Source organism: Acinetobacter gandensis, from assembly GCF_001678755.1.
Taxonomy (GTDB): domain Bacteria; phylum Pseudomonadota; class Gammaproteobacteria; order Pseudomonadales; family Moraxellaceae; genus Acinetobacter; species Acinetobacter gandensis.
This window is the reverse complement of the sequence record NZ_LZDS01000001.1, coordinates 113,158-128,628: the sequence shown is the minus strand read 5'-3', so window position 1 is coordinate 128,628 and position 15,471 is coordinate 113,158. Positions and strand designations below refer to the sequence as shown.

The window sequence follows — 15,471 nt, the reverse complement described above, 5'->3', positions numbered from 1 at the left end:
AGAAGACGAGGAGATGAAAGCCATGTGGAAAGGATTTATTGCAGGATTAGTGGTTGCCAATGCCTTTGAGTGGGTTGCGCATAAATATGTATTACATGGTACCCATCGTGCGGGACAACCACGCTATAGTCCCGTACCCAACAGTATGAAATCCCACTGGGAACATCATCGTGAAGTGCGTAAGACCGATTTTGAAGACTATGGTTATGTAGAAGGGATCAGTAATTGGCGAACCAAAAATGAAATATTGTCCTTGGTCGCTGTTGCAGGTGTATTTGTACCTTTATTTTATCCTGTTTCAAAAGGGATGAGTTTGTCTGTTCTGTATTGTGCAGGCAATTATTACTATATTCATCGCCGCGCACATTTGGAACCTGAATGGGCGAAACGCAAAATACCGTGGCATTATGATCATCATATGAACTCAAATCAGGATGCTAATTGGTGTGTGACTAAGCCTTGGTTTGATTACATTTTAGGGACGCGAGTAATTTCATCAGCTGACTTAAAAGAACAGAACCCTTCGGGCATTGCTTTACCTACAATACTTGCTCAACCTTTAAATAAAGTGGTTGAGCGTATTTTCCCTGCAAAGTGGGTAGAAGCAAAACAGGTCAAAACTGTGACTGCAGTAAAAGTTGAAACGGTTTGAATCATTTCTAGTATTGTTTAAAAAATCGTGAAATTGATTAGCACTCATGTGCTGTACTGTCGTGATTTGTCAATAAAATATGAATCTATTGTCAATCTTTACTAGACAAAGTTGCTTATATTTGAAGTATCAGAAGGCGAGACACGACTGGCCGGATGATGTTGCTATGTATATTTTTTAGTTGTTTAAGTACCGAACCAAGTGCTGTAGTTTTTCTTGGTTTATAGGGAGTCCTTGAGGCTCCTTTTTTTTATGATTAATTTGGGGAAGGGTGTAATTCTGTGAGTATTAAGCGTCCATTCCAATCATGAATGTCGCTTGCATAACGAAAACAATAAGAATGACCCGATTGTAAATATTGCAACTGCGGAATGTGTTGGAAGGCGATCGGATCACCATTAAATTCTAAAAATTCAGAATGTGCTGTTTTGAATTGAAATGCTGTTTCAGATTGCTGTTTGCGACTAATATTGAATTGAATTTGTCGAACAAATACAGCGCATGTAGTTGTTTGTTGAGGTGTATCTAATGCTTTTTGATAGTTTGACTCAAGATATTGATCTAAGCCAAATAAATACATATACATAAAACCGCAGATCATCAGCAAGATGATCATAGATTGCGTGTTTTGGCTTATTTTAAGTCCATAAGCAACTAGGCCAAACAACAGCAAGCTACCTAAGCCCGCAAGAAATAGTGCAGTGTCTAAGTACATGATGAATCAAAAAAAGAGCGTATAGACGCTCTTTTTTACACAGATTTACAGCAAGGGTCAATTAAAGACGCATTTCAATCCCTTGTTCTGAAAGGTATTTCTTAGCTTCTGGAATGGTGTGTTGCCCAAAGTGGAAGATTGAAGCAGCCAGAACCGCATCTGCACCACCTTTTAAAATACCATCGGCTAAATGTTGCAAGTTACCCACACCACCTGAGGCAATAGTAGGAATGGTGACACGGTCATTGATGTTACGCATCAGTTCAAGATCATAGCCCGCTTTGGTACCATCTGCGTCCATTGAGGTTACTAATAATTCACCCGCACCGAAGTCAGCCATTTTTATAGCCCACTCAATAGCATCAATACCTGTTTCTTTACGGCCACCATGGGTAAAGATTTCCCATTTATTTTCAGCCGTTTTCTTGGCATCAATGGCAACCACAATACACTGCGCACCAAAACGTTGAGATGCTTCTTGTACGAATTCTGGGTTATAAATAGCGGCAGAGTTAATGCTCACTTTGTCCGCACCAGCATTTAGCAATAAACGGATATCTTCAACTTTACGGACACCGCCACCGACAGTCAGTGGAACGAACACAGATTCCGCCATACGCTCAACCGTACGGTAAGTGGTATCACGGCCATTTGAAGTAGCAGTAATGTCTAAGAAGGTGATTTCATCTGCACCTTGTTCATTATATCGACGAGCAACTTCTACTGGATCGCCTGCATCACGAATATCAAGAAATTGAACACCTTTCACTACACGACCGTTGTCTACGTCGAGGCAAGGAATAATACGTTTAGCAAGCATAATTTTTTCCAAAAATAACAGCCGATTATGAAACTTCGCGACTTAGATGCTACACCTTAGTAGTCGGAGCGGTTATTCTATCAAAAATATGTAAGTTTTTTCGCAGGTTTTCTATGTCGGTTTATACCACTTTGACTTTAAAGGAAGTTCAGGATTTTGCAGCGCCTTATCAATTGGAGGTGATTGACCTGATTCCGATTCAAGGGGGTATTCAAAATACCAACTATTTTATTGTCTGTAAAAATGGCAGTCAGTATGTTTTAACCGTGTTTGAAGAAATGGATGAGCAGGGTGCAGGCGAGTTGGTGCCGGTACTTGAGCACTTGGGGCAAGCCGGTTTAGCCGTACCTGTGCCATTGAGTCATTCAGGTAAAGCGATTCATAGCTTAAAAGATAAACCGGCTCAGATTGCGCCGCGTATGCAGGGTCAACACCCGATGCCAGCAACGTTGGCACAAGCTGAAGCGATTGCAGTTGCACAAGCGAAAATGCATGTGGCATTACAAGACTTTCCTTTAGAACGTGCTGAATATCGGGATCATGCCTATTGGTTACAGGTATCACGAGATATTCGTCCAAGCTTGAACGACGCCGATACCATGTTGTTGAATAATCTTTTAGGTTTGTATGATGTGCTCACAGCCATGTATCCAAACCGTCCGAAAGGTTTTATCCATTCTGACTTGTTCCGCGACAACACTTTATTTGACGGTGATCAACTCAACGGTATTTTAGACTTTTACGAACTAAACAAAGATGAGTTGCTGTTTGATATTGCCATTACCTTAAATGACTTCTGTACTGAATATCCAGATGTACATTTGAATGAAGAAAAAGCCATTGCCTTTTTAAATGCCTATGAAACAGTGCGTCCATTAACAGCAGATGAAAAGTCATGTCTTGAGTTATATCTGGCGATGGCCGCAGGCCGTTTCTGGATGATGCGTTTACAAGTGGCACAGAAAAATGCAGCGCAAGGGCGTACTGGAAATGATATTTTGCAGAAAAACCCAGATGAAATGCGTAATATGTTGATTGAACGACTAAAATTTGTAACTGCTTAAACTTAAAAATAACGTGAGGGAAAAGTATGCGTGATCAGGGGCGCTTAGTAGAGTGGTTTGATGATAAAGGCTATGGTTTTATTCAACCCAACGACAGCACCAAAGATCGCGTATTTTTGCATATCAAAGACTTTTCCCGTCCAGGGCCACGTCCTATTGTGGGCTGTGCCTTGGACTACGTGGTGATTTTAGATGAGCGTGGACGCTTTCGTGCACAGCAAGTGCATTATTTAAAGGCATCACAAACACAGCCAAGTCGACGTCCGCAGAAAAAAAATATCGTCAACATGCCGCGTAAAGCTGCGCCGATGCAAATTGTCTGTGTTATCTATATTTTGGCACTGGCTGGCTTATGTGTTGCAGGTGTGCTCAGTGGCATGGTGCTGTTATTCATCAGTATTATGAATGCGCTTAGTTACTGGTTTTATGCGCAAGACAAAGAGGCTGCACAGTTGGGGAACCGACGTGTTCCAGAAAATACCTTACACATCCTTTCATTTTTAGGTGGCTGGCCTGCGGCCTGGTTGGCGCAGCAACGTTTGCGACATAAAACACAAAAACAACCGTTTCGTAAAATTTATTTCTGTACCATAGTCTTTAATATATTACTGATTTTATGGCTGATTTCACCTTTTAACTTGCTACATATTTAAGGTGAAATGGACTTAAAAATAAAATGACGGGGAGTCAAATGAACTATTCCATTGATAAAGATCCAAACCGCCTATTAACTATTATTTTGTACATTCTTTATATTGTTGCGATTTTTTCTGCTGGGCTATTGGCTATTTTGGCATTGATTATTAACTATGTGAAACGTAGTGATGTCCGTGGTTCAATTTTTGAAAGTCATTTTACTTGGCAAATTCGTACGTTTTGGTGGTATCTGATTTGGAACATTATTGCTTTTGTACCATTTATTTTCCTATTCTTTACCGGCAATAATGCCAACGCCTTTGCTGGTGTTGCTTTAGGAGCGAGTACATTCTGTGTTGCGGTGATTGGCTTGTCATGGATTTGGATTGTCTACCGTGCCATTAAAGGTTTAATTCGTGTGAATGATAACCGTCCAATGTATGATTAAAAAATTTCGGTATATTCAAAAAAAGCGGCTGATGGGCCGCTTTTTTCATTTTAAAGGTGAGAGATTTGAGCTACTTACGCTTTAACCACTTAGGTCGCCATTCACTAACTATCACGCCGAACACTACAAACAAGCCACCAAGTAAAGCCAAAGGAGTTAAGCGTTCACCGGCAATCCGTCCAATCATGGCAGCCCAAACGGGTTCACCGGCATAAATAATCGCAGCTTGAGCAGGATCAACTATGCGCTGCGCCCAGTTCATGACCAATTGAATAACTGCACTCGCTAGTCCTAAAGCACATAAAACCGCGATTAACTTCCATTCAAAAACGGGTAATGTGGTTTCACCAATCATCGGGGCAAAGCAAAAACAAAATAGAGAGGCAAATGCCAATTGCAAGACGGTTACGCGGCGTAGGTTCACACGATTTGCAAAGTAACTGATCAAGATGATTTCAAATGCTATCGCAATTGAGCCGAATAGGGTAATCAGTTGGCCAAAACTTAAATGGAGTGCGCCAAAGCCATTACCCGTTAAAAACACTAAACCGACGAAAGCACAGCTTGCACCTAACCACGTCATTAAATGTGGGGTGTTTTTAAAACAAAGCCACATAAAAAATGGTACTAAAGGGACATATAGCGCGGTCAAAAAAGCTGATTCACTACTGCTAATCGTCTGTAAACCTACAGTTTGTGTGGCATAGCCGATGGCAATAACAGCACCAATGCTCGCTCCAGCAATCAAATCCTGTTTAGAAAAATGCTTCAGATATTTTAAGGAAAGCAGGCTCACCGCAATCGTGGCAGCAGCAAATCGCAGCCCAACAAACAAGACTGGGCTACTAAAATTTAAGCCATATTGAACCGTAATAAAGCTCGCACCCCATATGACAGTAATTAAAATGAGCGCAATTTGTGGTGCTTTCTGTGAGAGCGTGGCGGGAAACATAGTGAAAAGCTGATAAAAATTTAAGGCACATATTGTCTTATTTTTATTAAATGTGCAATATATTGCACAATTCTCATAAAGATTGATCCGATGACCAATTCAACGCATGTGCTAAAGCATGTTGCATCTAATTTAAAACATTACCGAGATGCTAAGAATCTTACGCAGCAACAATTGGCTGATTTGTCCGGCGTGAGCCGACGTACCATCGCAGGTTTAGAGTCGGGTCAGGACAATATTAGTTTGGCGAAGTTGGGTTGGCTGGCAGATGCGTTAGAAGTCAGTTTTGTGGACTTGGTTCGTGCTGCCGAACAACCTGCTGAAAGGATCCATGAGCAACTTTGGCAAGGGCAAACCAGTCAGAGTTATGCCAAAATTCTATCGAGCTGTCAGGCTAAACAGCATGTAGAAATGTGGGAATGGTCTTTAGCACCCAATGAAATTTATTGTGCTGAACCTGATCCGGCTGGTTGGCATGAAATGATCTTTGTGATTGAAGGTCAATTAACCTTGGATCTCAATAATCAACCTGTCACATTCAGTGCAGGTCAAAGTCACGTCTATGCCAGTGATGTAAATTATCGTTATATCAATTCAGGTTCGACCGTCGTACGTTTTATGCGAAATTGCGTGAATTAAGCCTAAGCCATTCAAATTGAGTATAAAGTTAAATTATTGGCATAAAAAAGAGGTCAAAAGACCTCTTTTTTACATAAGCAATGCTTAGAACGCTTGGTCATCCCACAAAGCTTGCGCTTCACGTAGGTTTAATGTGCCTTCATAAATTGCACGACCTGTAATCGCCCCTAAAATACCCGGTTGGCCTTTTAAATTGCGGACATCATCAAGGTTAGTTACGCCACCTGATGCAATCACAGGTAAACCTGAATATGTAGCCAAATTCACAGTTTGTTCAATGTTCACACCTTGCATCATGCCATCACGTGCAATATCGGTATAAACGATGCTTGAAACGCCAGCATCGGCAAAACGTTTTGCAAGATCAGTTGCTTTCACATCTGTCACATTTGCCCAACCATCCGTTGCAACCATGCCATTCATGGCATCGATACCAACAATGATATGACCGGCAAATTTCTTACATGCTTCTTCGACAAACTCAGGTTCTTTTACTGCTTTTGTACCAATGATGACAAATGATACGCCAGCATCTAAGTAATGTTCGATGGTTTCGAGTGAGCGGATACCACCACCAATTTGAATTGGCAGTTCAGGCTGAGCTTTCGCAATGGCTTCAACTACAGGTTTATGAATTGGTGTACCAGCGAAAGCACCGTTTAAGTCAACCAAATGTAAGCGACGCGCGCCTTCATTTACCCAATGCTGTGCAGTTGCCACTGGATCGTCAGAAAATACGGTATCGTCTTCCATACGACCTTGCTTTAAACGGACACATTTGCCATCTTTCAGGTCAATTGCAGGGATGATCAGCATGCTTTCGCTCCTTGCTCAATCAAAATAAGAATGAATTTGTGCTTAATCTTATCAAATAAACGCTGATTCACTAAAGGCTAATATCAGAATTGCACAATTAAAAAAGCCTGAACGATGTCAGGCGGATGGAAAGTTATTCTTTGATTTTATTTTTATTCACGCAAAAGGCGCATATTTCTTTCTGATCGGTTAGGTGTAGCTTGTGGTTTGCAACAAATCTGTATTGAGCGATTGAAGTAGTGAACCGACGTCATATAAGGCATGATTGAGAGCAGTGGAGGTTTCGCCTACAACATTGACAATGTCACCGACTACTGGAAGTTCAGATGCAACTGAGGTAATGGGTGCAAGGTCGTCAAGTAAAGCATCTACGGTACCTGATACATCGTGTACGACGCCACCAACACTGCCTAAAGGATCACTTAATACCCCTGTTAATAATTCAGTGGGATCAATACTGGCAACATAATTGCCTGTCTCCGCCAATAAGCCAGTCAAATTCTCTGTGGTTTCGCCGACAGCATTCAATATTCCTCCTAATACTGGAACGTCAGCAAGACTGTCTGTGATTGGTGCTGCAACACCAGCAATATGATCTACTAAGCCCGCGACTTCTGTTACTGTCTGTCCCACAAGGCCAGTGACACCATTAAGCGTTGTTTGTACGCCTCCAATTAAGTCACCCGTTGCCAATTGATCTGCCACAGCATGCAGGCCATCACCGAGTGTGCTCACTAAATTGTTTTCAATAGTTAAGACTTTTTCAATGCTGCTACCAATAATTGGCAGTTCAATCAGTGCTTCAGTTATAGGCGCTGTTAAGTGGCTGACCGTGTCTAAAACGGTATCTACAGTATCCAAGACTGTATTTAAAACTAAACCGACAGCTTTGCTAATACCTTGTAAAGTCAGGCTTAATACACCGCTAATTTTTCCTGTAAATAAGTTCAGCATGTGATGGTTCTCCAAGTCTTTAAAATAAAATGTTGTTATCTATTTGGCAGACTTGTTTTAGCAAAATGCGAAGCGTGAAAACAAATTATAAAAATATATAAAGTAGAAGAAAAATCATGTGATTAGGATGGAAAATTCAATGCGATCAAGAGATTATGTGAATTTAAATACAAGTGTATATTAATGTAATTTATTTAATAAAAATCAATCATATAATTGTACTTAAATGGTGCATGCGGACATTTTTATTAACCCATACATGATTCATGGCAAAGCAAAATATAATTGTCTTGGTCCGAATACAACGTAAATACGGCATTGCAGAATAAAACTCGACTGAGTTCAGATTAGTGTGAGTGCAATAAGCTGGTGCAAATTGCCGTTACAGGGCAATTACATTTGGTGGGTGCAATAAATCCTTATTTTTATTATGGTTTATTTGATTTGTTGGGTCTAATACGTAGCTTTAAAGAGGTATTTGGAATGGTTTTAGGCAAGAGTCCACGTTGTAATAATTCTTCGAATACCAGTACTGGTGCATAGGCATCTGCTGCTGCATAACGAATTTGTTCTGGGCTTAAGCGTTTTTTGGCCCAATTAGAAGTGCTGACTGATTTAGACTTCGGAAAATTGACCGCAAAAAGCAACGCCATGGCATTTTTTAAACCTACAGGCTGGGTTAAACCAAAAGATGTAAAGCACTTAGAAAGTTCTAAGACACTATTAAGCTCAACACTTTTTTTACGAAATAAATGTGCATCATTTTTTAAGCCAAAGCCAACTTTGATTTGATCGCGATTACTAAAAATCGGTTTTAAAAATGTCCATGTTTCTTCATTCATTTGAAATAGCCACGCATACTGTGCAGTTGCCAATTGAATTAAATGAGGCCCTGTTGAAACCTCGCCTTTATTGAAGATTGGTTTTGACTCAGAATCAAAACCCAGTACGGCTGCTGTATTTAGTTGTTCTGCCCAAGTTAGACACTGTTCTAAGCAGTGAATTACATGAATTTGTTCGAAAGCTAAATTTTGAAAAAGTGGAAAGCTTTTAATTTGTTCTTTAGATGGCAAAATTTGCGGTTGTACAGCATCGTTCATGAGTATTCGTTCAAGATTTTATCTGTTGAGCCTAGTCAGTTTAAACCTGAAAAGCAATCAAGCTGTTGTGGGTGAAACTTACATACTAAATGCATTTATACCGCGCTGAAGGTGATTCAAAGCGGTATATATTTACATCAATGAAGTAGGTTAATTAAAAGAAATATTTAAGGGTAAAGAGTAGGTTAACCAATATTAAGAAGAATAGACCTAAAAATAAAAAGGCCAAAACCACTTCCCATGTTTTTGATTCACGTGGCTCGCCATATTGATTGGCAGTTGCAGTACCCGGGATGAGTATGATTGCAATAAATATAATAATATTGAGCAATGGGATCAGCTGTAAAAGCGCAAACCAGCCCGACATATTGAAGTCATGTAAACGACGCGCTGAGAAAATCATCAAAGGAATTAAAAGTAAAATATTAAAACCAAGTGCAAAGCCTTGTAATATCGGATTTTCAGCATAAGCCATTAAGGCATTCATGGTATTTGGCATCATAATAACAATGACCAGCATGACTAACGTCAGCATCAGACCATAAAAGGTATTCCAACCGATAAATGACATGCGATTAAACCGACCGTCACGGTTCCAGCCAGAGTTTATATTGGGTGAATTATTCATATTTAATGATCTTAAATTATCTTAAAAAGTATTGTTATCATTCATTTTTAGACACAACTAATGAGCTAAAAACGACATAAAAATGTGAAAATGGCAGGATTTATCCTGAACATAAAAAGCGCGTTGATTATAAAGGCAAAGTATAAAAAAGCTCACCTGAGTGAGCTTGTCTTAGAATATGTGTTGCTGTTTATGCAGATATACACGACATATAAGGATTATTCTTGAATCGTAGCTTGTTGTGATCGGATCACATAGTCTTGGTAAGACGGAACCATGATCGCAGCGAGTATGCCAATAACAAACACGACAATATACAAAACTGCCAGCACTGTTTCCCAGCCTTTGGTCGGGCGTGGTTGTCCAAATGTATTGCTACCGCTATTACCAGGGGCAAATAATACATAGAGCGCAAACAAAATATTCAGCACAGGGACTAATATTAGTAGGGCAAGCCATCCAGAATGGTCACGGTCATGTAAACGTCGAATTAAGAAAATGACGCTGTAATAAATCGCAATGGCGTACATGATAAAGAAAATAATCATGAGTGGCGTCGACATTGCTCCTTCAGTAAGGCTATTTTGAGCGCCGGGAGTGAGTAGGGCGACCACAACAGCAATCAGCATAAAAATAATGCCGAGGAGTAGATTCCAAGCAAGATAAGCGCGACGGCTAAAGCGACCACTGGCTTGGGTAGGTGAGTCAGATGTGAAGGTATTCATTATTATTCCTAGGCTTTGGTATTTTTATAAGTAGGCAAATTCTAAAATGAATATGTAGAAAATAAAAGGATGAAAAATAAACAGTACAAAAAAGCCCGCAAGGTGCGGGCTTTTTTGGATGGGACGGAACTTTAAATATCCCATTCCACAAAGTTTTTCAGCAATTGTAGACCCGCTGTATGACTTTTTTCTGGGTGGAATTGTGTCGCAAACAAGTTTTCCTTGTGAATTGCGGTACAGAATTGCAAACCATAGTCACAGGTAGCAGCAACAATAGCTGGATCTTTCGGTTCAACATAGAAGCTATGTACAAAGTAAAAACGTGCATCTTGTTCAATGTTTTTCCACATTGGATGGCTTGGATCAGCTTGATGTACTTGGTTCCAGCCCATGTGTGGAACTTTTAAACCGTCTACATCAGGAAAACGTTTTACCACACCTTCAAAAATACCGAGTGCATCTGCACCACCATTTTCTTCAGAGTGTTGCATCAAGGCTTGCATACCCACACAGATTGCGAGTACAGGCTTATTGAATGCAGCATTGCGAACAACTTCATCAATACCCGCTTCATGCATCCCTTGCATGCAATCACGCATTGCGCCTACACCAGGAAATACAATTTTATCTGCTTGAGCAATCAGCTTTGGATCATTGGTCACATCAACCGTTGCACCGACGTGTTCGAGTGCTTTTGCAGCTGAGTGAAGATTTCCCATGCCATAGTCAAGAAGGGCAATACGGGTCATTACAATGTTCCTTTGGTTGAAGCGACAGTATTCTCTGCACGAGGGTCAATTTCACATGCCATACGAAGTGCGCGTGCAAATGCTTTAAACACACTTTCAATTTGGTGATGGCTGTTTTTACCTTTTAAGTTATCAATGTGTAGCGTCATTAACGCGTGGTTCACAAAGCCTTGGAAAAACTCAGAGAATAAGTCAACGTCAAATGTACCAATACGAGCACGTGTAAATGGAATATCCATCCATAGGCCTGGACGACCAGATAAGTCAACCACAACACGGCTTAACGACTCATCAAGCGGTGCATAAAAATGACCGTAGCGTTTTAAGCCCTTTTTGTTGCCAAGTGCTTGTGCAAACGCCTGTCCGAGTGTAATACCGCAGTCTTCTACGGTATGATGGTCGTCAATTTCAAGATCACCATCACAATGAATATCAATATCAAACAGACCATGTCGCTTGATTTGATCAATCATATGATCTAAAAATGGAACACCAGTGTTTAAAGTGCCTTGACCAGAACCATCAAGATTCACGCGAACTCGAATTTTGGTTTCGTTAGTGTTTCTTACTACTTCACTGATACGATCGGTCATAGACACGTTCCTCAAATACGTCAAAATGATTGATGTAAAAATGTTTTCGCCGTGACGAAAAGTCACCGCATATTAGATTGCTCAGGAGGGTTTATCAATGCCTATTACCGTACATGCCTATACTTCTTTAGAAAATGATGAAGTGCGCAGCCAGCTTGAGCGACTGTATGACACGAGCCCAGAATTTAGCGACGGTTCAGATGCCATTGAACAACTTGAGCAGAACTTAGCTCAGTATACCTTAGTTTACACTGCAGAATTTAATACAAAATTGATTGGTGCCATTTGGTGTAGCGGCCAAGGTGAAAGTAAAACCTTGGAATATATCGTAGTACATCCAGCTAACCGAGGCCGCGGTGTTGCAGAACGTCTAGTGAGTGAAGCGACACGTATGGAAGAAGAAAAAGGTGTAAAAACCTTCGAGCCAGGTTGTGGCGCGATTCATCGTTGTTTAGCACACATTGGTAAAATTGACGCAGCTGAATAATTAAATTAACTCAGATTTAAATGTAAATAAGACAAAAAGTAAGCGATTAGTGTGAAATATTGATTTAAAAATAAACATTTGAGAAAAAAGCCCATGCTTATGCTTGACGGCATCCAGCTTAAATTGTTTAATACGCCCCATCGGCGTGATAGCTCAGTAGGTAGAGCAACGGATTGAAAATCCGTGTGTCCCCAGTTCGATCCTGGGTCTCGCCACCATATTCAAAACTGATTTTCAGTTTATCAATCCCTGATCCCATCAGGGATTTTTTTTGCCTAAAATTTATGCATACAAAAAATATTTTTATAAATATGATTGACTAATTAACTGAGATACGGCTTAATACACCGCATCGGCGTGATAGCTCAGTAGGTAGAGCAACGGATTGAAAATCCGTGTGTCCCCAGTTCGATCCTGGGTCTCGCCACCATATTCAAAAAAACCTCAAACATTGTTTGAGGTTTTTTTTCGTCTCAGATTTAGTTTTGTTGATCAATTGTGCAATGCAACTAATACAATCGACCGAATATAATTTGACCGATAGCTAAAAAATTTTAAAAAATATAAGGTATGACGATGAATATGAAAAAAATAGTAATGGCTTTAACCGTAATGACAAGTGCTGTATTAACGGCATGTGGTGGTGGAAGTAGTGGCAGTTTTAATTCTTCATATGAAAAAGAATTTACTTTTGGTACTCAGACATATATTTGTCGCAGTGAAAAAGCAGCAAATGCGTGTGGTGGTGCGAGTCAAGATTGTTCAGCATGTGATCTTAAAACACCATCTACAAACGTGATTACAGCAGTATGTGCTGAGCCTATAGCAAATACCCATAAAGTGACAACAGCTGGCTGTGTATTAAAGCTCACGAATGATACTCAGACAGGTATTTGTACCTCAGAAGGATTAAGATTGTTGTCAGGTAGTAATCTAACCAAAGAACAACTGAATAAGGGGGCTTTATTTACCAGTGGAAGTCTGAAAATAACGCTCGCTAATAATGTAACTGAAACAATAACGTGTAATTAAAAACGATGAAATTTTTGATGCCAATAGCGATTGGCCTCGTCTGTTTTGGATTGGGTTATTTCATAGCCCCATCCAATACTGCATCTGAACCCATCGTTATAGAAAGTAATAACGATCAGACAGGGAATCACTTTATTCAAAATTTTCAGCAACATATACCGGTGCAATCTGAAAATAATATTGAATTACAACAGCAACTAAAAAATCAAATGACTCAAGTGAATGCAGTCATTGATCAGGCGACATCAAAGCAAATGGATCAATATTTGCAGCAAGCATTTTCTGGGTATGATTTATCGGCCATTCGAAACAAGCATGAATTTGCAAAGCATTTAGTGGGTGAGTTTGTTGATGCTAAAAATAAACCTGACGAGCCAATGAGTGGACGAGCCACGGTTATGGCACACCAAGAGTATGGGGGCGAAAATGTATTACCACGTGATATTTACAAAGGACAACAGCTATTTGCTCACTTTGATACATTAGGTAAAACACCGAGTAATGAACAAGTTTTTGTACGCTGGAGCAATCAAACTACTGGAGAAGTGCTATTTTTTATGCCGCAGCGGGTAAGTGCTCAGCGTGAGAAAAATTGGGTAAGTTTCAGCCCTGTCGCAGGTTGGAAGCCCGGTCATTATGATGTGAAATATTATCAAATGAATGATCAATTGGAACCCATTGCACAAACGAGCTTTTATATTCAGAACGTGATTCAGTAAGTTCACACATCATTTTTACTTTAATGCTATGACTTAAGTTCAAGTTTTAAGCAGTAAAAACTATATTAGACTGATGAAAAATAACCAATGAATATTCTAAATGAAAGATCTCTTTTCTGATGATAGCAAACAATATCAACGTGCTCGGCCGGATTATTCTCCAGCTATCGTGGAAACGATATTAAAATATGTAAATAGACGAGAGCTGGCTTGGGATTGTGGGGCAGGTTCTGGTCAATTTACCCAACGACTGGCTCCCCATTTTCAACAAATCTTAGCGACTGATTTAAGTGCAGCTCAATTGGCGGAGGCTCCGCATTTAGCCAATGTACATTATGAGGCTGCTCAAGCAGCTGAGTGTCCTTTGCCAAGCCAAAGCGTGGATTTAGTGACGGTAGCACAAGCGATTCACTGGTTTGATTTTGATAGTTTTTATACCGAAGTAAAACGCGTACTTAAAGCTAATGGCGTGATTGCAGTCATTGGTTATGGTTTGATTCAAGCGGAACAAACAGAATTGAATGAGCTGCTCCAACAATTGTATTTCGAAACTTTAAAGGGATATTGGGATGCAGAACGTCGCTATATTGATGAAAGCTATCAAACGATTCCTTTTCCGTTTCATGAATATACAACGCCGACATTGAGTTTGGATTATGCATGGCCCGCTCAGCAGATATTGAATTATCTACAAACATGGTCAGGCTTAAAACATTATCAAAAGCTGCATCCCGAGCAACAGCCTCTTGCAGCATTGCTCGATTTTTTTCAGCAGCAGAATAAGCAACAATATCAGTTACATTTTCCAGTTCTATTACGCATTGGCAGCGTATCTCAACAATGAGTTTGAAATTAACCTAGCTAAATATACTCGGTATTTTGATTTTGAATTCAAAATGTAGATAAAAATGTGTTCCAAAAAAACTAACACTTTGAATTCAAAATTAAACGTGTACTCATGACGGCATAATATGCCGTTTGTCGGGCTTCAAAACGTAAAATTGATGATTTGTTGTACAATATAGACTTCAAAATGCACTATTTGGTGCTTCACTTTTTCGTCAATTTGCTCGGAATTCAACATGATGACTCTCCCAAAATCTGTTGCCGTTTTGCTTTTTGCTAGTGCCACTCTTTCAGCATCATCTACTTTTGCTGCAACGAATACAGATGAACAGCAAGAAGCGATACAAATGCCTGCTTTAACCATTATGGCAGAGCGTGAAATGCGTGCTGAAACTGGTATTGTTGAATATCAAGAACAGGTCGATCGTCGTAAAGCATTACAGCACCGTGTCATGGAGCTTGAGCGTGACACGCAAAATAAAGGTGTCGATGCAACGATTGTATCGAACATGGATATTTTACCTGCCGCAGCAATGCCAGACATGTCCAATTTATCGCCTTTGATGCAGCAACACGTGTTAGATATTGCTGCAGGTCTTCAATCTTCCGATCCACGCAATGGTCTGTATATTATGTTGCAGCCGTTTGGTATCGATCGTAATGCAACTTCGGTACAAATTAGCCGTGACCAAATAAACATGGGTACGATTGATCGCCAATTGAATATCAACCCGAAAACATCGCCATAACATTCATTTCATTCTACAAAACGTAAAAGGAAATTCATGCTTAATCCATGAATTTCCTTTTTTATGTGTTTGCTGCAATGATCATTGGAGGTGCGTTTGATTTTGAGAAAAGTAGATTTGTTTATTTTATCGCCATATTTTTGTATT

Annotated in this window: 20 protein-coding genes and 2 tRNA genes; 12 read left to right on the top strand and 10 right to left on the bottom strand. The window is 39.9% G+C overall.

What is annotated here, in order from left to right:
• Nucleotides 1-22: 22 nt before the first annotated feature.
• Complete coding sequence (locus A9J31_RS00620) at nt 23-652, top strand: hypothetical protein (protein WP_067761824.1); 630 nt, start codon at nt 23-25, stop codon at nt 650-652.
• Between the two features lie 256 nt (nt 653-908).
• Here the strand turns inward: A9J31_RS00620 and A9J31_RS15745 are convergent, their stop codons facing one another.
• Entirely contained in the window at nt 909-1,367 is a 459-nt protein-coding gene (locus A9J31_RS15745; RefSeq protein WP_067761501.1) for a hypothetical protein, read from the bottom strand.
• A gap of 61 nt (nt 1,368-1,428) precedes the next feature.
• Nucleotides 1,429-2,187 carry an imidazole glycerol phosphate synthase subunit HisF gene (hisF, locus tag A9J31_RS00610; protein WP_067761500.1) on the bottom strand — a complete coding sequence of 253 codons (759 nt, stop codon included), beginning with the start codon at nt 2,185-2,187 and terminating at the stop codon, nt 1,429-1,431.
• Nucleotides 2,188-2,300: 113 nt separating this feature from the next.
• On the opposite strand from hisF, the gene A9J31_RS00605 reads away from it, so the two are divergent.
• The 3 genes from A9J31_RS00605 to A9J31_RS00595 are packed head-to-tail and all read left to right on the top strand — an operon-like array spanning nt 2,301 to nt 4,335.
• Entirely contained in the window at nt 2,301-3,251 is a 951-nt protein-coding gene (locus A9J31_RS00605; RefSeq protein WP_067761496.1) for a homoserine kinase, read from the top strand.
• Between the two features lie 26 nt (nt 3,252-3,277).
• A complete protein-coding gene (locus A9J31_RS00600; protein WP_067761494.1) occupies nt 3,278-3,904 on the top strand; it encodes a DUF1294 domain-containing protein in 627 nt (208 codons plus the stop codon).
• 38 nt (nt 3,905-3,942) lie between these two features.
• Nucleotides 3,943-4,335: a DUF4870 family protein gene (locus A9J31_RS00595; protein WP_067761492.1), complete on the top strand. Its 393-nt coding sequence runs from the start codon at nt 3,943-3,945 to the stop codon at nt 4,333-4,335.
• A gap of 70 nt (nt 4,336-4,405) precedes the next feature.
• Here the strand turns inward: A9J31_RS00595 and A9J31_RS00590 are convergent, their stop codons facing one another.
• The gene (locus tag A9J31_RS00590) at nt 4,406-5,287 is read right to left on the bottom strand and encodes a DMT family transporter (protein WP_067761490.1); all 882 of its coding nucleotides are present in this window, start codon (nt 5,285-5,287) and stop codon (nt 4,406-4,408) included.
• A gap of 90 nt (nt 5,288-5,377) precedes the next feature.
• On the opposite strand from A9J31_RS00590, the gene A9J31_RS00585 reads away from it, so the two are divergent.
• Nucleotides 5,378-5,926, top strand: coding sequence for a helix-turn-helix domain-containing protein (locus A9J31_RS00585; RefSeq protein ID WP_067761488.1), 549 nt, complete (start codon nt 5,378-5,380; stop codon nt 5,924-5,926).
• A gap of 84 nt (nt 5,927-6,010) precedes the next feature.
• Here the strand turns inward: A9J31_RS00585 and hisA are convergent, their stop codons facing one another.
• From hisA to hisB, 7 genes are all read right to left on the bottom strand, one after another.
• Nucleotides 6,011-6,742, bottom strand: a complete 732-nt coding sequence (gene hisA, locus A9J31_RS00580) for a 1-(5-phosphoribosyl)-5-[(5-phosphoribosylamino)methylideneamino]imidazole-4-carboxamide isomerase (RefSeq protein ID WP_067761486.1) — start codon at nt 6,740-6,742, stop codon at nt 6,011-6,013.
• 189 nt (nt 6,743-6,931) lie between these two features.
• Nucleotides 6,932-7,696, bottom strand: coding sequence for a hypothetical protein (locus A9J31_RS00575; protein ID WP_067761483.1), 765 nt, complete (start codon nt 7,694-7,696; stop codon nt 6,932-6,934).
• Nucleotides 7,697-8,124: 428 nt separating this feature from the next.
• Nucleotides 8,125-8,796: a 3'-5' exonuclease gene (locus A9J31_RS00570; protein WP_067761480.1), complete on the bottom strand. Its 672-nt coding sequence runs from the start codon at nt 8,794-8,796 to the stop codon at nt 8,125-8,127.
• A 154-nt stretch (nt 8,797-8,950) separates the two neighbouring features.
• Entirely contained in the window at nt 8,951-9,424 is a 474-nt protein-coding gene (locus A9J31_RS00565) for a DUF805 domain-containing protein (RefSeq protein WP_067761477.1), read from the bottom strand.
• Nucleotides 9,425-9,642: 218 nt separating this feature from the next.
• A complete protein-coding gene (locus A9J31_RS00560) occupies nt 9,643-10,149 on the bottom strand; it encodes a DUF805 domain-containing protein (protein WP_067761474.1) in 507 nt (168 codons plus the stop codon).
• Nucleotides 10,150-10,280: 131 nt separating this feature from the next.
• Nucleotides 10,281-10,898, bottom strand: coding sequence for an imidazole glycerol phosphate synthase subunit HisH (gene hisH, locus A9J31_RS00555; protein WP_067761470.1), 618 nt, complete (start codon nt 10,896-10,898; stop codon nt 10,281-10,283).
• Complete coding sequence (hisB, locus tag A9J31_RS00550) at nt 10,898-11,491, bottom strand: imidazoleglycerol-phosphate dehydratase HisB (RefSeq protein WP_067761467.1); 594 nt, start codon at nt 11,489-11,491, stop codon at nt 10,898-10,900. The genes hisH and hisB overlap by 1 nt, the downstream gene beginning before the upstream one ends.
• Before the next feature lie 97 nt (nt 11,492-11,588).
• On the opposite strand from hisB, the gene A9J31_RS00545 reads away from it, so the two are divergent.
• The 7 genes from A9J31_RS00545 to A9J31_RS00515 all read left to right on the top strand — a co-directional run bounded on the left by A9J31_RS00545 (nt 11,589) and on the right by A9J31_RS00515 (nt 15,324).
• A complete protein-coding gene (locus tag A9J31_RS00545; RefSeq protein WP_067761464.1) occupies nt 11,589-11,978 on the top strand; it encodes a GNAT family N-acetyltransferase in 390 nt (129 codons plus the stop codon).
• A 142-nt stretch (nt 11,979-12,120) separates the two neighbouring features.
• Nucleotides 12,121-12,196, top strand: a tRNA-Phe gene (locus A9J31_RS00540).
• A 136-nt stretch (nt 12,197-12,332) separates the two neighbouring features.
• A tRNA-Phe gene (locus tag A9J31_RS00535) sits at nt 12,333-12,408 on the top strand.
• A 146-nt stretch (nt 12,409-12,554) separates the two neighbouring features.
• Nucleotides 12,555-13,010 (top strand): hypothetical protein, encoded by a 456-nt coding sequence (locus tag A9J31_RS00530; RefSeq protein ID WP_067761461.1) that lies wholly within the window; start codon nt 12,555-12,557, stop codon nt 13,008-13,010.
• Between the two features lie 17 nt (nt 13,011-13,027).
• Entirely contained in the window at nt 13,028-13,729 is a 702-nt protein-coding gene (locus tag A9J31_RS00525; RefSeq protein WP_150922972.1) for a hypothetical protein, read from the top strand.
• A gap of 100 nt (nt 13,730-13,829) precedes the next feature.
• Nucleotides 13,830-14,573: a class I SAM-dependent methyltransferase gene (locus A9J31_RS00520; RefSeq protein ID WP_067761455.1), complete on the top strand. Its 744-nt coding sequence runs from the start codon at nt 13,830-13,832 to the stop codon at nt 14,571-14,573.
• 238 nt (nt 14,574-14,811) lie between these two features.
• Nucleotides 14,812-15,324, top strand: a complete 513-nt coding sequence (locus tag A9J31_RS00515; RefSeq protein WP_245668187.1) for a hypothetical protein — start codon at nt 14,812-14,814, stop codon at nt 15,322-15,324.
• Nucleotides 15,325-15,471: the final 147 nt, after the last annotated feature.